The sequence below is a fragment of the Nitrosomonas sp. genome (genome assembly GCA_031316255.1).
GTDB lineage: Bacteria > Pseudomonadota > Gammaproteobacteria > Burkholderiales > Nitrosomonadaceae > Nitrosomonas.
This window is the reverse complement of sequence record JALDQW010000001.1, coordinates 966,132-989,291: the sequence shown is the minus strand read 5'-3', so window position 1 is coordinate 989,291 and position 23,160 is coordinate 966,132. Positions and strand designations below refer to the sequence as shown.

Below are 23,160 nucleotides of genomic sequence, written 5' to 3'. Positions count from 1 at the left end.
TTTTGAGTTCTATTTTGCCTTGTACTGCATCACTTGATTGAGATCTTGAATAGGTTCTGTGGGACTTCTGAGGGACATCGAGTAGATGATTAAATCTGTCGCCGGAATCAGACTGAAGCAGAACAAACCCTGATAAGCATAATGTCACGATTACACAACCTGTTTTGCTATAGCCTCCTGGTGTTACTGGGTATGAACGCCCCACTGGGTCACAGTGTGACGCCGGATGATGACCTTGGACTGACTGTCAGTCAATCAGGCGCCGGTTTTTTGGACTCCGATTCTGGCGATGTGCATATCGGGCTTACCCCGGAACAATACGAGGCGGGACTGAGGCATCTGGAAAAGGATCTGGAAGCACGCTACGCCAGGGCGCATGCCAATGACCGGCAGCACCTGGCAGCCCAGTTGCATGTTATTCAAAGTCATTTACAGGGCGTCAAACAAAGCTACCAGAAACATATCGAGGATCTAACAACGCGCATCGTGCAGCTGGAGTCTATCCGGGGCCAGGTTGCAGATGACCTGTTGAACCGGACCCAACAAGCATTGGCTGACGGCGATAACCCGCAAGTCGAGCAGTTGTTGCAACAACTGGAAACCCAGTCGGACAACGTGAATACCGTTACCGCAGAAATAAATTATCAGCGCTGTCAGATCGCCAAGGACGAGATCCGCTATCGTCAGGCATCCACGTTGTGCCGTTCCGCCGCGCAATTGGCGCCTGACAGGACGGACTATCTTTCAGATCTGGCGGGACTGGCGTACACGCTGGGCGAATACGACAAGGCGGTCGGTTATTATGAGCAGGCACTGGCCAATTCCATCAAAACAGTTGGTGAAGATCATCCCGATGTGGCGATTAGCCGAAATAATCTGGGCACGGTCTGGGATGCGATGGGTGACTATAAAAAAGCCATTGGTTATTACGAGCAGGCGCTGGCCAGCGACATCAAAACTTTTGGGGAAAATCACCCCGATGTGGCGATTGACCGCAATAATCTGGGAATGGCCTGGTATGCGCTGGGCGACTATAAAAAAGCCGTTGTCTATCTGGAGCAGGCGCTTGCCAGCGACATCAAAACGTACGGAGAAAATAACCTCCAGGTGGCGGCGTACCACAATAATTTAGCCGGCGCCTGGTATGCGCTGGGCGACTATACAAAATCCCATGAATACCTGGATCAGGCATTAAAGATTTTTGAGAATGTTTTGGGAGAAAACCATCCGGATACACGCGGCGTGCGGGCAAATTACCAGCAATTGCAGTCGGAAATACAGGGTCGGGAAAAGGAATCCGGTGCATTGGAGTAATGGAGAAAGAGGGAACTGGATAACCCGTTCGATTACTGCAAGGATCGAGCTGCCTTTGTTTAAAAAATGTAAATTTCAGATCGACTGCTTTCGACCCAAAGCCGCCGGAGGGATAGGAAAGGTCCATGTTTCAACATCAACAGAGATAACGTCAACCATCAGCCGCGAGCGTTTTTGGCGCGTCCGCCGGATGGTTTTGTTAGCGACTGTTAATAGCTATTAAAAGTAATTTTCTAATAAAAGTGTATATGTAAACGAGTTGCCAAAAGCCTCTTTTCCAGCTTCACATTTCAACATAAACTCGGCAAAGTGACGATCATCTGCAAATACCTGGCATCCGGCTGAAAAAATATCATTATCTGGGTTCGCTGCGCCGTTTCGAGGCCCTCTGTGGATATTGATTCCAAACTTCCCGGTTTGTATAGAATTCTTATCGATATCTAATGAGCCATCTCTATCACTATCTCTGTAAACAGTTACGTTTCCTAGACGCTGACACAGTGCCTTATGAGCGCCTTGCCGACCTCTTTTATGAATATCAATTTTATATGCGGACTTATATTGACCTTCCATCAAAATGGCAGTGCCTTTGCTGTTTATAGGGTGTTTTAGATAATGTGTGCTTGGGTCTGTAGTAATTGGATAATACGTAACATCCCAGTTCCCCATAAATCTATGAAAAACAACTAACAGATCGTCAAATTTCTTTGTGTCTAAGTTTTTAGATCGTATGCCAACAATATTTAGGTTCCAATCTATTGATGGAGTATCATATACACGGTATCCCTTAAAATTCATCACTGAAACAATATTTTCTACAGTTGGTTTTTCCATGATTTTACCTCGTATTGATGTAAGGACTGAACGCCGCCAACTAGAATTAGATGCCCGAAATGACGCAATATATTACGTCAAAAATGAAATCTAACACCTCAAGTTGCATACTATCTCTTTAATTTATTTGATGATACGCTGATTTAGTCTTCATCATAACAAACTTTGTTATTGGAAGTTTATTGAAAAAAATTGACAGACCGGTTTTGGCCGATACCTGATATTCTAATAATGCCAACTGTACGCTTGCTAATTTGCTTGTGCTGTTTTAGAAAATAGTACGCGTTATAATTCAGACTAACTTCTCAGGTTACCATCAGATTCTAACGACAACTATAATTCACCTTAATTTGCCACGACCACGACACTCATTCGTGGACGCTATAATGACCGCTGATACTAACCCGCAACCAGGGAAAGCAAGCGGCGTTATGCCGGGTGTTAATTACAGCGGATCATGAAACACATTCACGACCATTATCCTGTTTACTAATTTTCCTGGATTGTGGCAAAAGACACCAGGTATGAAAAGTATTTACAAGTTAAGTTGCGACTTGTTCTTATGTTGTTGCCAGGTTTCAATTGTCCACAGTTGATTTTTTAGGAAAGATTGAATATGAAAATTAATATTACAAAAAAAGAATACAGATTGTTACTTGATATTCTCTATCTTGGAGAGTGGATGTTAACAGCGCACGACCAGGAAGAAGCGCCGGAAAAAAAGCAGTATCAAGATGTAATCCAGAAATTTTATTCATATGCTGAAGAAATGGGTTATGAGAATTTGATAAAGGCTGATAAAGCATTAAATAAATACTTTGAAACAATGGAGTATGAAGAGAACAGTAAAGTTAACGAGATCATTGAGAACTATGATAATGCAACATTCTGGGACGAATTAGTGACAGGACTTGCGATGAAAGACGCTAAAGAAATTGTAGGAAATGATGCGTTCAATAAGATGTCTCCCGAAGAAAGAATACAATTATTGTACCCATTGGAGGAAAAATATCATGAGGAATTTATGGCAAATGATCTGGCCAATCTTCAAATAAAAAAATGAGGTGCGCCATAACCTGTACTGATTTGTCGCTGTAGAGGTGGAAATAATTCTTCGAATGTCCTTGGTCATTGATTTCCTGCCAGCCTTAAAACATTATTTATTCATTTGACACCAGAATAGTTAGTGTGTTTGAATACTGTTACGTATTTCATAACGGAGTAACTCAACATGTCAAATCGTGGCGGAAAAAGAGAAAACGCAGGCAGGCCTGGCGGACAAGGGAAGTATGGCGAGCCGACAACCACAATACGCATACCGAGAAGTCAGAGAGATAACATTAAAAACTTTCTTGACGCATACCAGTGCAAAAAAGAAAATTTCAGTCATGAAGCAGACCGTGTGGATGAGTTTTTGATTCCCGCGATGAGCAATCAACCAACCCGATTGCCACTTTTTTCTACCAAAGTTGCCGCAGGTTTACCCAGTCCTGCAGATGATCATGTCGAGAAACGTCTTGATATCAGTGAATTTCTAATTGATCACGCCGATTCGACCTTTTTCGTGACGATCAAAGGAGAATCGATGATTGATCTGGGTTTGTTACCGGATGACAAAGTTGTGGTAGATCGATCAAAAAAGCCAGTTATCGGTGACATTGTGCTTGCAGTGGTTGATCGGGAATTCACCATCAAGATCCTTGACTACGGGGCGAACAAGATGCCAAGACTTATGCCGGCCAATTCATCGGGTACTTACAGACCCATTTACATTCGTCCGGATACACAGTTTGAGATTTTTGGTGTAGTGACAGGATCATTCAGACGTTTCAAATGAGCACGTTGGAGCCATGTTATGTATTGCTTGATCTGAAAGCAACCGGTGCAACCCAACTCAAGATCATAGCTGTGAAACTGGCCTGATTCGTTATGAGAACGGTATTGAAGCGGGCCGATGCACTACGCCCATCATTCTGAAAGCTGGCTGTTCATGGCCGACAGCCGTTTTTCTCAATTACAACATTAATACCGGTTACTGCTTCAGACCTCCTCAAGAACTAAGCCGGGTACGTGGGTTGCCTGGTCAGAATTCAATCAGCATAAATAGCTTCAACCGGATAGCTTTAGCCGGTCAGTTTTAAACAAGCGTCAACAATCACTCGGCGGCTAAGTTCATTCCGGGGCAAAGCAAATAGCCGTAATCTTATTGCCATCAGGATCCCGCAGATAGGCTGCGTAAGCATGTGGCGCAAAACTGCGTGGACCAGGCTTGCCTTCATCGGTACCGCCATTGGCCAAACCGGCTTCATGAAACTTATGTACCGCATCCCGACTGGTTGCCGCAAATCCAACAGTCCCGCCATTTGCACTGCAGGCAGGCTCGCCATTTGAAGGTGTGAGAATCACAAATTCAAAAGATTCCTTGCCATACATCATGGCGGTATCGTGAAACTTGCCAAGATTATTAATGCCCAGCGCGCCTAATACAGCGTCGTAAAAAGTAACGGCTGCATCAAAATTATTTGTACCTAATGTAACATGGGTAAAAATTGCCATAGTAGTTTCCTTAATTAAAATAAGGCGTAGTGTAGTTCATTTTTTATGGAAAAGATTTTTTTATAACGTGGCCGGATTTGGTTCCTGTTTTCCTGGCAACGGATTTTTGAAACGCCTATTACATGTCGCTAATCGACCCAAACTGGCCAGTGAAATAGGAAAAGGTTCATTTTTAACAGGGACAAAGTTGGCGGTAGCGGGCTAATGCAAGGAGTGCAAGCGATGCGATATTGGATCTGTTTGACAACCTTTGTTACGTGTTAATTTATTATTAGCATTGATAGCCACCTCCAAACTTTTCAATTGCTTTGTCTATCTTCATTTTTAAAGAGAACAGAAATATTATTTCTAGAAGTAAAAGACAATATTTTTAAAAGTAAAAACAACGGGGGCGGTGTCTCGCCCCCGTTGCCCACCGCTATATTAGAATGAGGGTGACGACCTTGGTCGCCAATATAACTAACACAGGATGTATTCTGACTTTCAATTCAATAACCATGAATAATCCTCAAGTCTAGATCGTAAAGTTGCGATGAGAAACGGTTACACCGCACCACACCATGGCGATCTAGGACACCATGCCTAGTCGGTGGATGACAGATGCCACCTGTCAGAGCCACTTTTGCCTAGTTTTATACTTGAAGCATCAGAAATTCTTTAATTCCTTCATTTTACAAACACATCACCTCTCCTAACCGGGGGTTGACACTATGTTAGGGTCTATATAGAAACCAAGAAAATGACCCAGAGCATACAAGACTAGAATTACACCGATTACGGCAAATGAATCGGCCAAAATAGTATGCCTCCACTTGGAAACCCAGATATTAATATTGCCTTCTATTTCTTTCAGATGCGCTCTATAGTGTGCTATTTGTGCACCTATACCAAAGCTAACTAACCCACCAAACAGAATTACCCAATAAACAATGCCACCCGGAATCTGCCGACCCGAAATCATGCCAACTAAGAGTACTAAAAAGCTGACTCCAGTAATTGCCAACAAATAATCAGGCCAGTACTTAAGTTGAATATTTTTGAATGGATTTACCATTAACTACTCTTCTTTGAATCCAATGGTCGCCACTCCCATTCCTACAGCGAAAAGGAGATTGGAAACAAGTTGAACAATCCACCCACCAACCACAGCACCGCCTATCGCCATTAAGCCAATAGTGATAGATTTGAAAAATAAGATATATATGCCGTAAAAGAATACCCCTGCAAGAAAAAACCCTCCACCTACTTGAAGTAGATATCCAAGTCCCATAAACAGCACCAATAAAAACCTTTGCATAGCTTGCTCCCATCGTTATTGAGCCCGACAACTAGCTCATGTACATGAACGACAAAAGAGTTATCATCTTTATTAGTTTGCTAACTATATATCATCCTAAATAGCACGATATGCAGACCTGAATATCATGCCAGTACAGGCTTTCTACTTTTATTAAAGAGAATTATTTAAAGAAATAGACTGGCTAGTTCTGGCCGATAGTGCTCTTTCCAATGATTTCAGTCGACACCGCTTATTCAAATTTCTTGAATGCATCAGATTAAATTCAATTTGTTATCACTGAGTGATTGTTATTTCCTGTCATTTTTCTGCATTACAAAATATTTTCTGTTTCAATCCGGTTCGAAATGACGTGCAGGAGTCCATATTTAAGCGTTACAATCCTGATAAAGAATCGTTAAATACAGTACTTTTTTGAATCACCTGAAGCGTTGCAGAAATTCCTGGCGTCAATGCGCCTGAATTCGAAATCATCTGTGACAGTGAAAGCCCGAGTCATCCAACGTTACGCAATCAGAAATTGGACGGTGCGTAATCGTTAAAATTTTAATGTTTAAGTGTTAAAGGGGTGAGATTTATGGCAGCAAGTGAATCAGTACGTAAAAAGCACTATTCTGAACGTATTGTCCCGTTTACGGCCGGCGATGGCCGGGAACTGAATTTGATTAATGTCCGTGGAGAACGTGCGCCTGAGAAAGGCCCGGTGATACTGGTTCATGGCGCAGGTGTGCGGGCGAATATCTTTAGAGCGCCGGTGGAAGAGGATTTTGTCGATGCGCTGGTTGCGGCCGGATATGATGTGTGGCTTGAGAACTGGCGCGCCAGCATTGAATTTCCGCCGAATTTGTGGACGCTGGATCAGGCGGCGCTCTACGACCACCCGCAGGCGGTCAAAACGATCTTAAACGAAACCGGCGCGGGTACGCTCAAGGCGGTTATTCATTGCCAGGGGTCGACCAGTTTTACCATGTCCGCGATGGCGGGGCTGGTGCCCGAAGTTACGACCATAGTCAGTAACGCCGTTTCATTGAATCCCACGGTTCCCAATTGGTCCACTTTCAAGCTCAATTATTTCCTGCCGGTTGTCAAGCTGCTCACACGTTACCTGAATCCGCACTGGGGTGTGGAAGCACCTAATTTAAGCGCCAAACTGATCACGCTTTTTGTTAATCTGACGCACCATGAATGTAACAATGCGGTGTGCAAGCAGGTCAGTTTTACCTACGGTTCCGGTTTTCCCGCATTGTGGAGTCATAAAAACCTGAACGATGAAACGCATGAATGGCTGAAGGAGGAATTCGCCGAGGTGCCGTTGCGTTTTTTTGACCAGATTCTGCGTTGTATCAAGCGCGGCAATCTGGTGTCTATTGAAGGGTTTAAGGAATTGCCTGCCGATTTTGCTGCTGAAGGCCCCAAAACAGACGTGCGTTTCGCATTTTTTGCCGGACAGGATAATCTGTGTTTTCTGCCGGTCAGCCAGCAAAAATCGTATGAATATTTTTCCAATATCCGGAAAGATTACCATACGTTGCATTTGTTGCCGAACTATGGCCATCTCGATGTGTTTATGGGGAAAAATGCCGCCAGAGACACTTTTCCGCTGCTCATTGCCGAGCTGGACCGGTAAAAAAAGGACAGGTCATGGGAAATGTTTCCGGGAAGTACAGCACACTACTAATTCTGTAATTGATTTGTAAAAAGGGGGATAGTTATGTTGATGATACCCAGACGCATCAAGCAATACACCGGGAAATATGCGCTCGTCGACGGCATTCCGTTCAAACTGCCGGTATCCGCTGTGAATTCACCTGCATTGATGGCCATTTTTCCCATCAATCTCGAGAAATCCAAAGCGTTTCTGCCCAAAAGCGTACAACCGTTCTGCCTGTGGAACAGTGGTCTGCTCATTGTGACCGTGATCGATTACCGGGAAACGCCCATTGGTAAATATATCGAATACAGCATCGGCATCGCCTGTACGCATGGCGCTAAACCGGCGCCCAAACTGTTGCCCGGTGTATTGCCCAATTTATTCAAAACAGGGCAATATGTCATCGACCTGCCTGTTTCATCCGAAGTGTCTGTAAAAGGCGGGAAAGGCATCTGGGGTATGCCCAAGCATCAGGGTCAGCTCGATTTTAAAATTACCGATGAACTGGTCAGCAGCCAGTATGACCTCGACGGCCAGCTGGTCGCTTATGTGGAGATCAAAAAACCGCGCTTTAATTTTATTCCGATCAAAGTCCGCGCCTCCAATTACTGCGCGTTTCGCGGCATGCTGATGAAATCGGATATTCTGCTCAACAACAAATTTGGCGTCCGTCTGTTTGGAAAAGACAAGGCGCGTTTTGTCATTGGCGATCATCCGCGGTTGCAGGCGATGAAGGATCTTGAAATCGGCGATGCCATCGCTGCGATATATCTGCCCAGCATACACGGCATCCTCGATGACCACATCGAAAGCTGGTTTCTCGATTATGACCAACTGCCCGAAAAAGCGCCCGAAGGCATGGAATCGGTGATCGATCTGGGCCTGAGCGAGGAATGGCTGCCGCCGCCCAGTGCGCCGGTTCCGCCAAAATAAATTACAGGGAATCCCGGATATATTGGGATCTTTTCCGTTCATTGCTAAAAAAGGGTTGATATGCCAGATTCTATGCATACTCCACAAGGCGCGGCAGTTGAAGAGCAGGCTGCATCCGGAATCAAACGCGCGCTTATTTTGCCAGGCGGCGGCCTGCGGTTATCGTATGCCGCTGGTGTTCTCGATGAGATTTTTTCGCACGGCCTGAAATTCCATTTGATGGACGGCACGTCCGGCGGGTCGCTCAATCTGGCCATGCTGTTGTCCGGTTTGAAGGCCGATGAAATGTGCGACCGGTGGCGCAGTCTGAACATGATGGACACCATTTCTTTCGGTTCATTGAAAGACTATCTCAGCGATCCATTTTTTGTCGCGGCAGGCAGCGCAGATGCATTCAGAGAGAAAGTTTTTCCACATTTGGGGATTAATGTCGACAAAATCAGAGCGGCAGGCGGCATGCAGGCCACGTTTAATGTGTGCAACTTCAGCACCAAAACCAATGTGACCATCAGGCACCAGGATATCAGCGAGGATTTTCTCGTTGCAGGGATTTCCCTGCCGGGTACTCTGCCGCCTGTTCAAATCAACGGCGTCAATTATCTGGATTCCGGTTTTATCCAGGATGCGAATCTGCTCGGTCCTGTGAAAGCCGGCGCAAATGAATTATGGCTGGTCTGGATCATGGGCAATATCCCGCAATACCGCAGCGGGTTGCTCAACTTTTACGTCCAGATGCTGGAAATGAGCGCTAACGGCGCATTAGGCAAGGAAATTCTGCACATCGCAGAAATCAACGCGCGCATCCGGAATGGTGAGGAAGTCTACGGACACCGCCAGCCGATTACGCTGCATCTGATCAAACCGGCGCATCCCCTGCCGCTGGATTCCGCGTTATACACCGGGCAAATCTCACATGTCCGCCTCATAGAAATGGGGCGCAACGACGCCAGAAGCTACTTTGCCTCGATGTCGCCGCAGGGCGTTCCGCTTGACCCGAAAGTGCTGCAAATGACACAGCAAAGCCCTGGGATTTTTTTCAAGGAAACCATGTCCGGCGGCTTTTCTCTGGATACGGTCGATCCTGAAAACGGAAAGAAACAAGGCAATCGCGCCGGAAACGAATTGGCGATACATGTTGATGTCACCATTGACGACATCGATCGGTTTATCGAGCAGCCCGGCCATGCCGGTCATCTGGCAGGTAAAATCGATTTTCCGCCGCTCGGCATGGGCATGATCGCGGATCGCGGTATTTTCAATCTGTTCAGCCCCGCAGATGAGCCCCGCACAAAATACATGATCTATGAACTGGGTTTCGAGCACTTGAACCGGCAATACTATCTGGCAGGCAAAAAAATCATTCGCGATGACCCCATGTTTGACCTGTGGGACGACACGACCACGCTTCATACCTTGCTATATCAAGGGCGGGATGCATCGGGCGAGATTATCGGCGCAGGCATACTGACGCTGGGTGTCAAGGAACTGTTGAAACTCATCTCCAGCATGGAAATCGTCAATCCGCTGCTGGAAACAGACAAATTGGCGACTTTGTCCAAATTCGGACGTTTCTTTATCGGCGAGCTTTGGGATACCTATGTGATGCGGCTCAAGTAGCGAGTACTCATAAGTATCACAGGGGCTGTTCTCAATGAGTGAATTATTTCTGTTGTCCCTAAAACCGTGTGACGTTTTTCGAGGAAAAAGTACGTGGTTTTTGCGGGTGGAATAAAGAAGTGGGAACAATTTGCAACAGATCGTTGCAAATTTGTTGAAAAAATAAGGAAAAAATTTGCGTGACAGGATGTCGTTCAGTATGCTTAACCTTACGTAGGGTATGGATTTGTCTCTTCGTGTCTCAAATCTTAAAGGATAGCAGTGCTGGTATTGCGTTTAGTGAGACTGAATGAATTGGTATGAATTAAATTGGGAGGATTACGTTTTGATTGCGCATAATAAAAAATTTAAAACTACAGGACTGATGCTTGTCCTGGGTGGTATATTTGCTTTGTCTTCAACGGCGTATGCTATTGTTGAAAAACCGTATGGACATGATTCTTATGCAGAAACATCGAGTGCCGAGGATGTTGGTTTGATTGAAAGCCTGACCGGTTATAAATACAACGAAACATCTTTTATGAAAGCACTTGGTGTTAAGTTCGGTGGTTGGGCGGAAATAGGGTTTACAGGAAATATTGATAATCCGAGAGGAAATAATGGCCCGGTTACCTTTAATAGAGGACCGAATGAATTCAGGCTGCAACAGGTCTATGGTTATTTAGAGCGTGAAGTCAATAAAAATACGGATACTTTTAGCATTGGTTTCCGTGCTGATCTCTTGTTTGGGTCGGATGCACGCTATACGTTTGCATCAAATTTTGATGCAGATGAAAATTTTACGGGCAGGATTCTAAATGGTACGAGTCAGCATCAGCTGGCTTTTCCACAAGCTTATGTAGATGTCTATGTGCCTGTTGGTAATGGATTGACTGTGTCATTGGGGCACTTTTATACATTGATCGGGTATGAAGTTGTGCCTTCAGCAGGTAACTTCTTTTTCTCGCATGCCTATACCATGCAGTATGGCGAGCCTTTCACGCATACGGGTGCTATAGCCACCTATCCGGTTAACAATAATATTACTGTCAAAGGTGGTGTCGTAACAGGTTGGGATGCGCATTTTGATCAACCCGCGAACTTTTTGGGAAGCATTAGCTACACTACTGACAATGAGCGCACTTCAATTACCGGTTCGTTAATCAGCGGTAGTGTTGAATCGAGATTTGGTACAGGTACAGGTGATGTGAAAGTCGATCATAATCGTACATTATACAGTTTGGTGCTGGAACATGATGTGACCGACCGATTGCACTATGTGTTGCAGCACGATCATGGTAACCAAGAGAAAACGGCTTTCGGTCGCGCCGCACAATGGTATGGTGTAAATCAATATTTGTTCTACGATATTCTTCACAACTTAGCTGCAGGAATGCGTATGGAATGGTTCCGGGATGATGACGGTGTTCGTGTCAATGGATTCACTGACAACTATATTGCGGTAACTGGCGGGTTGAACTATACCCCAATTGCTGGTTTTACCATTCGTCCTGAGATCAGATATGACCGGTCAACATCTGATAGGAAAATTGATAGAGCGTTCAATAATGGAAAGGATAATGACCAGATTCTGTTATCTGTGAGTGGTATCTTCCGCTTCTAAAAATTAGAAAACGTAGCCCACACTAGAAACTAGAAAAAAACAGGAAGCAAGCAATTATATTTCGTAATTGTTTGCTTCCTGTTTTGCTGATCGTGGCCGTCATTTGCCACTTTCATTGCGACGATAGAGCTGTTTTATCGTAACGGTAATGAATGCCTTGGGTTATAAATACGCAGTAAATTGCGTACCCTTAATATTGTTTTAATTCTAAATTTTGTTTGTTGGTGGCTTGGCATGCTTCAGATGCAAAGACTTTTGATGCTAAGTTGTTTCAGGTTCTGTTAAATTAAGCGATGTCTGTGCATTTCTTTTTTTGAGTTATTTTCTATTTACTTCCAATAGAAACACGACCTTGAAAGAAAGATTTAGATGTAGCAGGGTGTTTACGGATTAGAGCTACATCGGTTCGCGTTCTTTTGGGTTGACAATTAAACAACCTCAACTGATACCGCCAAACTATTTAATAGTTGTTCTAACGGTTACAGCTAGTTTTTAGCTATTAAATATAAAATTGTTATACAATGAATTTTTGAAATTAATCTAGCGCAATTGACAATACCCAGCTTTTTCTCAAATTCGGTTCGCATAGTACCGTAATAATTCAAGTTCGATAAGTACCAATAATTGAATTATATTGTTTCCCTGTGGTTGACGATTGAATTAAACTTTTCATGACACAGGATCTTAATCTCTTTGTAATTTTTGCGCGTGTAGTTGAATCGGGTAGTTTTGCTGAAGCTGCACGCCGAATGGATATCTCGCGTTCCGCTGTCAGTAAAGCGGTATCAAAGCTTGAAAAGAATCTTGGCGCGCAGTTGCTAAACCGAAGTACCCGGCACCTCAGTTTGACAGAAGCGGGAACAGTGCTTGCAGAACATGCCGTGCATATTCTGGACGAAGCCGAGCAGGCGGAGCGCGTCGTAAATAGCATGCAGGCAGAGCCGCGTGGCATGCTGAAAGTCTGTGCATCAGTAGCATTTGGGACGCTTCATGTGGCGCCGGCGTTGGCTGATTTTTTGTCACGTTATCCTGAAATCCGTATCGATTTAACGATTACCGATCGTCCTGTAGACTTGGTTGGCGAAGGATACGATGTCATCATTCGGGTTACCAATGAGCCTGATGTCAACTTGGTCGCGCGTAAGCTGGCGCCTGTGCGCCGTAAACTATGCGCCACACCGCAATATTTTCAACACAATGGTACGCCGCAGACACCCGAGGATTTGATTAAACATAACTGTCTGGACTATACCCTCTCAGGGGAACAGGGTTACTGGAATTTTACCGGGCCGGAAGGTGTCATTGCTGTGCCCGTATCGGGAACATTGCGTATTAACGATGATGATGCATTGTCGCAGGCGGTGCTTGGTGGTTTGGGTATTGCATTACTGCCAACGTTTACCGTGGGTAAGGATTTACAAAATGGCAAGCTGCAGGCCGTGTTATCCGAGTATATTGCTGTGGAACGCTATGTTTATGTGTGCTATCTTCCCAGCCGTCATGTCCCGGCTAAAGTTCGCTCTTTTATTGATTTTCTTTTGCAACGTATCGGGCCGGTGCCTTACTGGGATCAAGATGCAAGGATTGATCTGCGCGGTGCTTTCTGAGTTGATTCAATAAGAAAACCAAATCGTCTGGCGGATCAGTTTGCCATTGTGACATTTGATCGTTTTCCGGGTGAATGAGCGCAAGTTGCCATGCGTGCAACGCCTGTCTGGGGAATTCCGTTAACAAGCGGCCAATTTCAGGTATTGTTTTTTTGGGTTTGCCGCCATAAACGGAGTCGCCTACTAGAGGATGGTTTATGGAATGCATATGAACACGGATCTGATGCGTGCGTCCGGTTTCAAGGCTGCATTGCAGCAGTGAGCAACTCGTCAGATTTTCAAGAACCTTGAAGTGTGTTCGGGCAGGTTTTCCACGGGGGGTTATTGCCATTTTTGTACGGTGAACAGGGTGGCGTCCAATCGCGGCATCTACCGTGCCATTTCGGCTGACTTCGCCCAAGACCAGAGCAAGATATTCGCGCTTGACTGTGCGTTGTTGTAACTGACGAACCAAATGGATTTGTGACGCAATGGTTTTTGCAACGACCAGCAATCCGCTGGTATTTTTATCCAACCGGTGCACAATTCCAGCGCGCGGTACATTTTCCAGTTGAGGCGCGTGGTGCAGTAGCGCGTTGAGCAATGTGTGCTGCCAGTTACCGTTACCTGGGTGGACGACCAAACCTGCCGGTTTGTTGATAACAATGAGTGCGTCGTCTTCGTGGACGATGTTCAAACTGATTGCTTCAGCAGAATGTTTGTTTTCTGGTTGATCAGAAAGTGGAGAGACCTGGATAGATTCATTGCCCCATACTTTCTGTTTTGCATTGCAGCACAGGCCGTCCAGTTTGACGCGCTTATCTGCAATCCAGGACTGGATGCGGCTACGCGACCAGTTCGGCATTATTTTGGCCAATGCCTGGTCAAGGCGCAGTCCTGCACATTCAGCCGGGATCAGTAAATTTATAGTGGATTCGTTTGTTTCATTCTCTGCTGATAGTGATGACTTTACGTTATAATTCTTATCGGTTTCCATGCTTTTTACGGAATTTTCTCATGTTGCATCATTTGGTTTTCGTTTCGATTTTAATCTTGGCGCTGACTGCGTGTGGTTTATTGCCCAGTCAGACAGAAGACACGCATAACTGGTCTGCGAATAAGTTTTATACCGAGGCAAAAGACAAATTGAGTAGTGGTAATTATCCTGCAGCAATAAAATTATTTGAGGGCCTGGAAGCACGCTATCCCTATGGCCGTTATGCACAGCAAGCACAGCTTGAAACCGCATATGCGCATTATAAGGAGCAGGAACCCGCTTCAGCAATTGCTGCCGCAGATCGATTCATTAAATTGCATCCCAATCACGCTAATGTCGATTATGCCTATTATATCAAGGGACTGGCCAACTATCACGATAATTGGGGGATTATGAGCTTTATGATGCGCGGCTTTTTGAAGCAGGATATGAGCGAGCGCGATTCAAAAGCATCGCGCGAGTCGTTTGATAATTTCAGAGAGTTGGTGAAGCGCTTTCCTGACAGCAAGTATGCGCCTGATTCCAGGCAGCGCATGGCACATCTGTTAAATGTGGTTGCCATGAATGAAGTTCATGTGGCGCGTTACTATATGAAGCGAAAAGCCTATGTCGCAGCAGCAAACCGGGCGCAATTCGCTGTAAAAGAATATCCGCGTACACCTGCGACTGAAGAAGCGCTGTTCATCATGGCGCAGGCATATAATGCGTTGGGTATGCATGATTTAAGCGATGATGCCGAGCGCGTTTTAAAGCGGAATTTCCCGGATAGCGAGTTCCTGAAAGACATTTATGAAACCGAGAATCCTGCGTGGTGGCGGTTCTGGTAACTTAATGGCCTATTGATTGTCGCGTAGATGCACGGTGAGAACATCGCATTCAGCGTGAAAGATAATATTTTTTGCTGTTGATCCCATGAGTGCGGCAAGCCCGTGCCGTCCATGCGATCCGATAATAATAAGATCGATTTTTTCCTGCAAGGCAAGCTGGGTAATTTCTTCTTTTGGCGTTCCCCATATTAGCCAGCGGTTGGTTGGCGCAATATGCATTTCGTCGCAGATCTGCATGAACTTGTTTTTTTCCGCCTGTAGCAGCAAATCCTCAGATTGTGCATCCAACGGTATTAATGTTCCATACGGTGTATCAGGCATAGGGATATTATCCAGAACGTGAACCATATGAAGTTTTGCGTTGAATTTCTCAGCCATATACTTGGCTTGTTTGGCGACTAAATTACCGTAATCTGAAAAATCAATCGCAACAAGTATTTTTGTGTAGTCGTGCATAATTTTATAATTTAGTAATCTATTTACTGATGGGCTTGCCGGGTAATATAAGTATCAATCCGTTAAGTGTTTTCTCAGACCATTCTTACAGGCTTCTCCATTATATACTTTGAGCATCGCAGACGGGATGGTATCTGTTAGGTTTATTGCGCATTCAGATAATGCGCCAGGAATCCTGATATTTCCTGCTCATAAGTTCTGCCCGCATACTCGTGCATATTGAAATGCCCTGCGCCCGGAACGATCCAGAGTTCCTTGGGTTCTCTTGCGGCTGCAAACAAACGTTCTGTTTCCGTTGGCGGGGTATGTTTATCGTTAGTTCCGGAGATGATTAGCAGTGGCACATTAAGATTGTTTATGTGTTTTATTGGGTCCAGTTGCTCGATCGGTGTATCGCTGAAGAAAGCAATTTGAGTGAGTACTAATGGCAGAAAAAATGAGCCGGGCTGGCCCAGGAAAAGTTTCAATCTGTTTTCTACGGCTTCTTCTAAAGTCGGGTGCAAAGATTCCAGGATAACCGCATTCAGTCTCAGATCCTGTTTGGCCAGAACGATCGCTGCTGCACCTAGTGAAACGCCAATCGCACCAATGCGTTCATTTGGAAATGTGCTGTGTAGATAGTTTACTGCGGCATCTACGTTATCCGATTCCCGCGCACCGAATGTTATTCGGGAGCCGGGTGTTTCTCCATGGGCCTGAAGATCGATGAGCAGCACATGATAACCTTGCGCATTTAGAAAGCGTGCGCGGCTTAACATTTCGACACGGTTACTGCGAATCGAATGGACAAGCAATATTGCGCCATTGCCGCCTTTTCCATAGACCAGCCAGCCATGAACATTTGTTCCATCCGGGGCCGGAATTCTAACAGCATGAACAGGTAAATCAGTCAACAGGGTTTCGGGGGCTGTGGGTGCTGAACCAGTGACCAGTTCGCCGACAAGGAAAACAGCGATTCCGATGGTCGCAACCACACCGGAAAAAAAGATAAATATACGTTTTAACATGTTCTTATTGAATAATTCTAATATTTTTAATGCCTTAATGTTACAATCTAACTGATTTGAAGAGAATGTGGAACTGTATATTGCGCGGTTAATCGCAGATGATTTTTTCATGCAATATAGTCAATTTTTGAGCATTGGTACGGCTGATTTAAAGCGAGTATAAGGAATCTGGTTAACGTTGATTCGGTGGCGAGACCCCTGTTTCAGAGTGCATTGATTTAAAACATTTACTTACGAATGGGTAACCTATCATGAATAGTTCTATGACTGACTTTCAAGAAAAAATGCACCTTTTGGCGGATGCATTTATAAAAAAACTTCCAGAAAAAGTCCAGGATTTAGAAGCAATGTGGCAAAACCTCCAAAATGAATGGAGTGTTGAGACATTGCAGAAAGTGCATCGTAAAGTGCATGGTTTGGTTGGTTCAAGCAAAACATTCGGATTCGAGGAATTGAGTCACATTGCAGATTCTCTGGAGCAAGAATTGAAAGTGTTGCTGAAGGACAAAACACCGATAGATGAGCAGAAAAAAAATGAAATACATTCGCAAGTACAGGCGTTAGATCAACTGGCAATCAATCCGGATCAGAATATGGCTCAGGCAATAACGCAGAAATTGAATGAGAGCTTGCTGGACTCAGATGAAGTGTGTCAGGTTTTTGTGGTGGATGATGACCAGGAAGCTGCACAGGAACTGGCCCTGCAATTGAGTTATTATGGTTATGAAGTCGAAGTGTTCGGTCAATTGGAAAATTTTCGTGTGGCGATCAATAAAAACCCTAATGCGATAGTTCTGATGAATATAGAATTTTCGGATGATCCGATTGCTGGCATTCGTGTCATGAAAGAAATCCAGCAGGATGCGCCCGAACCCATAATGGTCATATTTATCTCTTCAAATGATGAACTGTCGATGCGATTGGAAGCCGTGCGTGCTGGTGGCGTTGCGTATATTACAAAACCGATTAATTCCACAGAATTGATCGATCAGCTCGATTCGTTTGCCGTGCCGCAGACTCAGGAACCCTTTCGTGTGTTGATCATTGATGACAGTTCGACGGTTCTGGCGTACCATGCAGCCGTGCTTGAACTGGCTGGAATGGTGGTGAGAACGGTTGAAAAAACGGATGCAGTCATGAAAACGCTGCTGGAGTTTAATCCGGATGTCATACTTATCGATGTATACCTGCCTGAATGCAGCGGTACTGAGCTTGCAAAAGTAATCCGTCAGGTTGATGGCTTGTTGAGCGTGCCGATTGTTTACTTATCATCAGAAAATGATTTCAATACGCAATCGGAAGCCATGTGTCTCGCCGGTGATGATTTCTTGGTGAAACCCATTGATCCAAAACGACTAATATCTGCTGTGACCTTGCGTGTGAGGCGCGCGCGGTTGTTGCGTGGATTAATGGTGCGTGACGGATTGACCAATCTGTTTAATCATACCGCGATCAAAGAGCAGCTTGGGCGTGAAATTGTGCGTTCGAATCGTTTAAAAACGCCATTGTCATTTGCAATGGTTGATGTTGATTTTTTCAAGAAAGTAAACGACTCCTATGGCCATGCGGCGGGTGATCGCGTACTAAAAAGTCTGGCGCGATTGCTGAAACAGCGATTGCGCGGGACAGATATCGTTGGCCGTTACGGTGGTGAAGAATTCGCAGTGATCATGACGGATACAAATGCGCCTGAAGCAGCCAAGGTTATCGATGAAATTCGCAAAGTTTTTTCACGGCTGATGCATATGAGCGACAACAGGGAATTCAAGGCTACATTTAGTTGCGGTATCGCGGATATAAAAAATTTTCCGGATGTGAAAAGTGTCAGTGAAGCCGCCGACAAAGCAATGTATCAGGCCAAGAAAAAAGGTCGCAACCAGGTTGTGATTAGTGCAGATGAATAAAGCAAAGGGATCGAATTTAGGGCACCTCTAAAAATCCATATTTCGTCACAATACGTCGTTGTTCACAAAAAATATTTCCTTACATATCAATAATATGCTGCGTCAAGATTTTTTGTTCTCGCCTCGTCTTGTTTAAAACTCTGAATTTTTAGAGGTGCCCTTTAAGTGTTAGCGGTTAGCTTTGAGTCTGGTATTGAGAACACTCGGTGTCACATCATAACAATTTCACAATCTTTCCTTAAACGAATGAGACAAATCTCCCTAATTTCAGACTAATCTGGATTGCCACACAGTTTTGTCATTTTTGGCCGCCGTTCCTAAGCAGCGGTTGTGTGCAGCTGTGAAGATAAAAAACCCGCCGAAGCGGGTTAATTTAATTTGCGTACGGAAAACTAATTTTGTGTGTTATGTTTTTTGTTTGCGAATCACGCTAAAGCCCAGTAAGCCCAGGCCGAGTAATGACAGTATCGTTGGTTCTGGCATAGGTGTTGGATCGCCAGGGATATTAAGTTCTGTCAAGCTGGTGCCATACTGGAAACTGACATGAGATATATCGTTAATAGACAAACCATTTACACCCGACAGGATGAAAACTACCGCATCTTGAACAAGAGGGTCATTTGATAATCCGCCGTTAGGATTAAAGCCGGAAGAGGATGAAACGATACCAAAATTTATACCATCAAGAGAATTTGGGTTATCAAGGTTGGTGCCATTGAAATTACCGAGATTCCCGGGTAATCCAGTCGATAAATAACCTGAGCTGGAAATTCCTCTATCCGAGCCAAAGCCGAGCGATGATCCCTGATAACCGAACTCGCCGCCCACATTGGTTGCTCCGGCACAAAGACCTGTGGTACAAGTGTTAGCTTGAATAATGGATGATCCTGGTGCAACTGTTGCCGAAACTGGTGTCAGCAATGGATTCCCGGTAAAATCCCAGAGAAGGCCAGTCAAGGTGCTTCCTGGAACGTCCTGTCCATTATTTGAAACCGAAGTGTTGCGCAACGTTATCGTCAGAGTATTACCACTGATGTCAAAAATGGCTGATGCGCTTACAGGAACACTTCCGGGGCCAGTTCCTGATCCTGTAAAGGTGATTGCATCTGCTGCTGCTGCCATCGGCATCGCAGTAGCAACAGCTAACAAACCTGTAAACAAATAAGAATTAGTTTTCATTTTTTCCTCATTATAAAATTGCAACTAAGTATAAATAGCAAAATTAAGTATACGTATAGAGTATAAGCACAATTCGTGCCAATTCTTTATTATATTATAATATGCTGATTTTAATGTATTTATTTTGTGTAATTATTTTTTTATGTTGATTATTCTTAGGGATGTAAAATAATTCGACAAAATAACGTTTGTCGAAAATAAAAAAGCCACAAGGTTGCATAGATCCCGGCATCGACCGAAAATATGCTATCAACAGCAAACGGTATCTTCGGAATTCTATTAAAAAGTGATGACGTTAAAGTAATTGCTATCTGCGAGCGTCATGTTTCCTGATTCTGATTTCAATATCAGGTGCAGAGTGTATTATTGCAGGTGGAGGGGGAGTCCGGTTCAATCCAAGTACGCTGACCCTGTGTGATGTATTGAAACTGGGTGCGCCGTTTCTGTCGCGCAGGATGGACGACAGCTTATACTCGAGTCCTTTGGACTCAGGATCAAAACGAATATCATGTATCCAGATGCCGGCACGTTGCACATGTTGATCGTGACATTCGTAGTTCAGATCCCATCCGGTCAACATGGGAATAGCATAATCGTAGGGCAAATCGTAGATGCGGAATGTTTCCGTGTGCACGATCCCGTCAACGCCATTGCGGCAGATATTTGTTTTACCTGAGCGAGGGTTGAGTGGCAGAAAGTCGGCGCGCAGTTTGACGCTGTCGCCGCCGATAATCGCGGCACGTGTTTTAACCCAGTGTGTACGCGTGCCATTGTCCTTGAGAATGGTTTGCGTGATCCAATGTGGATTGCCGTCAGGGTTGGGGGATGCGCCCATTTGAAACAGACTGTAGGCGACCTGGCGCAAATGGTGATCCGTTGGATCATCCCAACGGCAGGGCGGAAAGCGGAATTCGCATTCAAATTGATTATCATACTGGAAGTCAAAACCGCGGGGGATAACAACAATTGAGTCGCTGCCCTTTAAGGCGCCGTCGCGCCACACACTCTCCAGGGTGGCAATAGGTCCTGCCGAATCCCTCTGCAACGTCTGAGCATCTATCCCGTTGTAGTCGCCTTCTATGCGTGCATCAATCCACGCTGAGTTAAAGCCGAATCCGGTATAATACACGCAGAATTCATAGGCATCATCCCAATTCTGATCGCTGAGTTCGCCTTCAACTTCAAAAATCAGTGTTGGCGAACCACCGCCGCCGGTTGCCAGTTTGCTGTGAGTGATATCGGCGCGCAATGAACGCACTTCATGATCGCTGTGCATGTAGCGTAAACTCCATCCATTTAATACTACAGTGCCACGGTTGACATAGTTTGGCATATCATGCGTAATCAACATGGATGCGGAATCAGGCCCATGTGCTTGTTCGGTGCACTGACTGCCTTCGATCATTATAAACTTGCCATCGTCTTCAAAAGCGATTTTGCGATTTACGGTGAAAAACTGCCGTTCTGCTGCAAGGCCGCTTTGCGTATCGGGTGGCGTCATCTTGGCGCTATCTTTGCGGCCGGTCATGCATCCGGTCAACAGAATCAGGATGGCTGCCCAAAACAGCATAAGACGATAACTGTTCATCTGAACTCCATAAATTTGCAAAATATTTTGTTGCTGAGTGATAAGCACACTCTTGTTAAGGTTTTTATCAGTCTAACGCGTTAATGCGTCAAAGAGAAGTTTTTTTGCGACGGACATCAGGGATATCTGGGTCGCGAGACGCATGCAATCTCCAGACATAGTATTGTATGTGTCTCCCGGGTCGAAAGTATCCGCCCGGGAGTATTGCTGATTTGATGGGTTCTTATGGCATTATTCCTTGCCTGTTAAAGATCCCAGAAAAGCTTTTACTTCTTCGATAAATTCAGCGTCTGCATCTTTGCCGAGCTGGTGTTTTGCCATTAAACGAATCGCTTCATCAAGCGTTGCTACCGAGCCGTCATGAAAATAAGGACCAGTTTTGGCAATGTTTCTCAAGCTGGGTACTTTAAATACTTTTTTGTCGCCTTCAATTTGAGTGACTTCAAATCGGCCCAAGTCATCGGTTTCGTAGGGTTCTACGAGGCCGATTTTTTTATAGGAATTACCACCAATGACTACGCCATTATGGCAAGTCACGCAACCAGCGCTGATAAATCTATCCAGGCCTTTCAGCTCTTCTTCGTTCAGTGCGTTTTCATCACCGTTCAGATAATCGTCAAAGCGGGAAGGGGTGAGCAGTGTGCGTTCGAAAGCGCCAATGGCTACGCCGATATTATTATAGTTAAACGGGAATTCTTGTTTCGGGAAAGCTGCGGCAAATAATGTCTGATATTCATCGATGGCTTTTAGTTTAGCTACGACAGCGCCTTTGTTTGGCATTCCCATTTCAATTGGATTTAAAATGGGACCTAAAGCCTGTGCTTCGACATCGCTGGCACGCCCGTCCCAGAATTGTGCGATGTGCAGTGCTGCATTCATTGTGGTGGGGGAGTTTCTGCCGCCACGTTTATTGTCATGGCCGGGTGATGTTGGTTCGCTGTCCACGCCATAGTTATCGAGCTGGTGACAGGAATTACAGGCAATCTTGTTATTGACTGAAAGTCTTGGGTCCAGATAAAGCGTTTTACCCAGTTTAATTAATGCGGCATTTTTGTCTTCATCAATAATTGACTCGGGTAAGGGTTCAAAAAAACGTTTGATATCTGTTGAATCGATTTGACCTGATTCCTCACCAGCAAAGGTGTTTGCGCTAAAAACGAGCGCTAGTATTAATATAAGCTTCATTTAACCTCTCCTATTGGGCGTTTGCCCTTAATTTTAATTAATAAAGTCTGCTGCAAAATTTATTCAATCTGCTGCGATGAGCGTACTGAATGGTTTAGTCCCTAAAGAAACTGACCCGGGAATAAGCGTTAAAATTCGATCCCCGGTTCGACTCTAACATATCCGGGAAATCATGTTAACTTTTTGGAATGTAACCTTGAAGATTAAATAAAGCAGGGTCTGAAGATGCCAATTGAAGAATAATCAAAAAAGCCTGTTACGTTGGAGTTAACCGTTTTGAATGCGTTCTTTGTGGGAAGCACAGCGCTTATCGCGCCTTGACGGGGATTTTCAGTGATTTCTGAATATGGGGATGTATGAGTCGTTTTAAAACCAGTGCCAAACTAAATTTGAGACTGTCGTTGGCTGTGATACAGGGCTTGCTTACTAAACTCGCGACATTTCAAACTAACTTTGCGTTGACAGCGTTACCGTGGCGTATTGCACCTGATTGCAAAATACCGTGGTAACGCTTTTTGCTAATCATTCGGACACTGAAAGCACGCTATACATGCATTCAGTTTGTCCATGGCCTAATTAATTACTGATGATCTGCTGGCACGTTATGATCAGGTTTAATAGTCTGT

General features: G+C 44.8%; 20 protein-coding genes. 10 read left to right on the top strand and 10 right to left on the bottom strand.

Annotated elements, in window-relative coordinates; all coding sequences use genetic code 11:
- The first annotated feature begins 141 nt into the window (after positions 1-141).
- The gene (locus tag MRK00_04510) at positions 142-1,314 is read left to right on the top strand and encodes a tetratricopeptide repeat protein (GenBank protein ID MDR4516633.1); all 1,173 of its coding nucleotides are present in this window, start codon (positions 142-144) and stop codon (positions 1,312-1,314) included.
- A gap of 219 nt (positions 1,315-1,533) precedes the next feature.
- Here MRK00_04510 and MRK00_04505 read toward each other — a convergent pair whose 3' ends face one another.
- Positions 1,534-2,148 carry a hypothetical protein gene (locus MRK00_04505; protein MDR4516632.1) on the bottom strand — a complete coding sequence of 205 codons (615 nt, stop codon included), beginning with the start codon at positions 2,146-2,148 and terminating at the stop codon, positions 1,534-1,536.
- Between the two features lie 616 nt (positions 2,149-2,764).
- On the opposite strand from MRK00_04505, the gene MRK00_04500 reads away from it, so the two are divergent.
- Together MRK00_04500 and umuD are read left to right on the top strand one after the other, a co-directional pair.
- Positions 2,765-3,211 carry a hypothetical protein gene (locus MRK00_04500; GenBank protein ID MDR4516631.1) on the top strand — a complete coding sequence of 149 codons (447 nt, stop codon included), beginning with the start codon at positions 2,765-2,767 and terminating at the stop codon, positions 3,209-3,211.
- A gap of 168 nt (positions 3,212-3,379) precedes the next feature.
- The gene (gene umuD / locus MRK00_04495; protein ID MDR4516630.1) at positions 3,380-3,985 is read left to right on the top strand and encodes a translesion error-prone DNA polymerase V autoproteolytic subunit; all 606 of its coding nucleotides are present in this window, start codon (positions 3,380-3,382) and stop codon (positions 3,983-3,985) included.
- 335 nt (positions 3,986-4,320) lie between these two features.
- Here the strand turns inward: umuD and MRK00_04490 are convergent, their stop codons facing one another.
- The 3 genes from MRK00_04490 to MRK00_04480 form a co-directional block, all read right to left on the bottom strand.
- Positions 4,321-4,704, bottom strand: a complete 384-nt coding sequence (locus MRK00_04490; GenBank protein ID MDR4516629.1) for a VOC family protein — start codon at positions 4,702-4,704, stop codon at positions 4,321-4,323.
- A gap of 691 nt (positions 4,705-5,395) precedes the next feature.
- Positions 5,396-5,758: a hypothetical protein gene (locus MRK00_04485; GenBank protein ID MDR4516628.1), complete on the bottom strand. Its 363-nt coding sequence runs from the start codon at positions 5,756-5,758 to the stop codon at positions 5,396-5,398.
- Between the two features lie 3 nt (positions 5,759-5,761).
- Complete coding sequence (locus MRK00_04480) at positions 5,762-6,001, bottom strand: hypothetical protein (GenBank protein MDR4516627.1); 240 nt, start codon at positions 5,999-6,001, stop codon at positions 5,762-5,764.
- Between the two features lie 577 nt (positions 6,002-6,578).
- On the opposite strand from MRK00_04480, the gene MRK00_04475 reads away from it, so the two are divergent.
- The 5 genes from MRK00_04475 (at position 6,579) to MRK00_04455 (ending at position 13,412) form a co-directional block, all read left to right on the top strand.
- Entirely contained in the window at positions 6,579-7,628 is a 1,050-nt protein-coding gene (locus MRK00_04475; GenBank protein ID MDR4516626.1) for an alpha/beta hydrolase, read from the top strand.
- An 84-nt stretch (positions 7,629-7,712) separates the two neighbouring features.
- Entirely contained in the window at positions 7,713-8,585 is an 873-nt protein-coding gene (locus MRK00_04470) for an acetoacetate decarboxylase family protein (GenBank protein MDR4516625.1), read from the top strand.
- A gap of 72 nt (positions 8,586-8,657) precedes the next feature.
- Positions 8,658-10,202, top strand: coding sequence for a patatin-like phospholipase family protein (locus MRK00_04465; GenBank protein ID MDR4516624.1), 1,545 nt, complete (start codon positions 8,658-8,660; stop codon positions 10,200-10,202).
- 325 nt (positions 10,203-10,527) lie between these two features.
- The gene (locus MRK00_04460; protein ID MDR4516623.1) at positions 10,528-11,805 is read left to right on the top strand and encodes a porin; all 1,278 of its coding nucleotides are present in this window, start codon (positions 10,528-10,530) and stop codon (positions 11,803-11,805) included.
- A gap of 671 nt (positions 11,806-12,476) precedes the next feature.
- A complete protein-coding gene (locus MRK00_04455) occupies positions 12,477-13,412 on the top strand; it encodes a LysR family transcriptional regulator (GenBank protein ID MDR4516622.1) in 936 nt (311 codons plus the stop codon).
- Here MRK00_04455 and rluD read toward each other — a convergent pair.
- The gene (rluD, locus tag MRK00_04450; protein ID MDR4516621.1) at positions 13,330-14,388 is read right to left on the bottom strand and encodes a 23S rRNA pseudouridine(1911/1915/1917) synthase RluD; all 1,059 of its coding nucleotides are present in this window, start codon (positions 14,386-14,388) and stop codon (positions 13,330-13,332) included. The two genes, MRK00_04455 and rluD, sit on opposite strands and share 83 nt — an antisense overlap.
- 20 nt (positions 14,389-14,408) lie before the next feature.
- Here rluD and MRK00_04445 point away from each other — a divergent pair, with 20 nt between their 5' ends.
- Entirely contained in the window at positions 14,409-15,215 is an 807-nt protein-coding gene (locus MRK00_04445; GenBank protein ID MDR4516620.1) for an outer membrane protein assembly factor BamD, read from the top strand.
- A gap of 9 nt (positions 15,216-15,224) precedes the next feature.
- On the opposite strand, the gene MRK00_04440 is transcribed toward MRK00_04445, so the two are convergent.
- Positions 15,225-15,671, bottom strand: a complete 447-nt coding sequence (locus MRK00_04440) for a universal stress protein (protein ID MDR4516619.1) — start codon at positions 15,669-15,671, stop codon at positions 15,225-15,227.
- A gap of 143 nt (positions 15,672-15,814) precedes the next feature.
- Complete coding sequence (locus MRK00_04435; GenBank protein MDR4516618.1) at positions 15,815-16,678, bottom strand: alpha/beta fold hydrolase; 864 nt, start codon at positions 16,676-16,678, stop codon at positions 15,815-15,817.
- Positions 16,679-16,941: 263 nt separating this feature from the next.
- Between MRK00_04435 and MRK00_04430 the strand changes: the two genes are divergently transcribed.
- Positions 16,942-18,582 carry a diguanylate cyclase gene (locus MRK00_04430; GenBank protein ID MDR4516617.1) on the top strand — a complete coding sequence of 547 codons (1,641 nt, stop codon included), beginning with the start codon at positions 16,942-16,944 and terminating at the stop codon, positions 18,580-18,582.
- A 405-nt stretch (positions 18,583-18,987) separates the two neighbouring features.
- On the opposite strand, the gene MRK00_04425 is transcribed toward MRK00_04430, so the two are convergent.
- The 3 genes from MRK00_04425 to MRK00_04415 form a co-directional block, all read right to left on the bottom strand.
- Positions 18,988-19,761: a PEP-CTERM sorting domain-containing protein gene (locus MRK00_04425; GenBank protein MDR4516616.1), complete on the bottom strand. Its 774-nt coding sequence runs from the start codon at positions 19,759-19,761 to the stop codon at positions 18,988-18,990.
- Between the two features lie 307 nt (positions 19,762-20,068).
- Positions 20,069-21,349 carry a hypothetical protein gene (locus tag MRK00_04420; GenBank protein MDR4516615.1) on the bottom strand — a complete coding sequence of 427 codons (1,281 nt, stop codon included), beginning with the start codon at positions 21,347-21,349 and terminating at the stop codon, positions 20,069-20,071.
- A 231-nt stretch (positions 21,350-21,580) separates the two neighbouring features.
- Positions 21,581-22,534, bottom strand: a complete 954-nt coding sequence (locus MRK00_04415; GenBank protein MDR4516614.1) for a cytochrome-c peroxidase — start codon at positions 22,532-22,534, stop codon at positions 21,581-21,583.
- Positions 22,535-23,160 lie beyond the last annotated feature (626 nt).

Bases quoted from the DNA above. Each gene is read 5' to 3' on its own strand.
- MRK00_04510 (MDR4516633.1), top strand. From the start codon at position 142: ATGTCACGATTACACAACCTGTTTTGCTATAGCCTCCTGGTGTTACTG.
- MRK00_04505 (MDR4516632.1), bottom strand. From the start codon at position 2,148: ATGGAAAAACCAACTGTAGAAAATATTGTTTCAGTGATGAATTTTAAG.
- MRK00_04500 (MDR4516631.1), top strand. From the start codon at position 2,765: ATGAAAATTAATATTACAAAAAAAGAATACAGATTGTTACTTGATATT.
- umuD (MDR4516630.1), top strand. From the start codon at position 3,380: ATGTCAAATCGTGGCGGAAAAAGAGAAAACGCAGGCAGGCCTGGCGGA.
- MRK00_04490 (MDR4516629.1), bottom strand. From the start codon at position 4,704: ATGGCAATTTTTACCCATGTTACATTAGGTACAAATAATTTTGATGCA.
- MRK00_04485 (MDR4516628.1), bottom strand. From the start codon at position 5,758: ATGGTAAATCCATTCAAAAATATTCAACTTAAGTACTGGCCTGATTAT.
- MRK00_04480 (MDR4516627.1), bottom strand. From the start codon at position 6,001: ATGCAAAGGTTTTTATTGGTGCTGTTTATGGGACTTGGATATCTACTT.
- MRK00_04475 (MDR4516626.1), top strand. From the start codon at position 6,579: ATGGCAGCAAGTGAATCAGTACGTAAAAAGCACTATTCTGAACGTATT.
- MRK00_04470 (MDR4516625.1), top strand. From the start codon at position 7,713: ATGTTGATGATACCCAGACGCATCAAGCAATACACCGGGAAATATGCG.
- MRK00_04465 (MDR4516624.1), top strand. From the start codon at position 8,658: ATGCATACTCCACAAGGCGCGGCAGTTGAAGAGCAGGCTGCATCCGGA.
- MRK00_04455 (MDR4516622.1), top strand. From the start codon at position 12,477: ATGACACAGGATCTTAATCTCTTTGTAATTTTTGCGCGTGTAGTTGAA.
- rluD (MDR4516621.1), bottom strand. From the start codon at position 14,388: ATGGAAACCGATAAGAATTATAACGTAAAGTCATCACTATCAGCAGAG.
- MRK00_04445 (MDR4516620.1), top strand. From the start codon at position 14,409: ATGTTGCATCATTTGGTTTTCGTTTCGATTTTAATCTTGGCGCTGACT.
- MRK00_04440 (MDR4516619.1), bottom strand. From the start codon at position 15,671: ATGCACGACTACACAAAAATACTTGTTGCGATTGATTTTTCAGATTAC.
- MRK00_04435 (MDR4516618.1), bottom strand. From the start codon at position 16,678: ATGTTAAAACGTATATTTATCTTTTTTTCCGGTGTGGTTGCGACCATC.
- MRK00_04430 (MDR4516617.1), top strand. From the start codon at position 16,942: ATGACTGACTTTCAAGAAAAAATGCACCTTTTGGCGGATGCATTTATA.
- MRK00_04425 (MDR4516616.1), bottom strand. From the start codon at position 19,761: ATGAAAACTAATTCTTATTTGTTTACAGGTTTGTTAGCTGTTGCTACT.
- MRK00_04420 (MDR4516615.1), bottom strand. From the start codon at position 21,349: ATGAACAGTTATCGTCTTATGCTGTTTTGGGCAGCCATCCTGATTCTG.
- MRK00_04415 (MDR4516614.1), bottom strand. From the start codon at position 22,534: ATGAAGCTTATATTAATACTAGCGCTCGTTTTTAGCGCAAACACCTTT.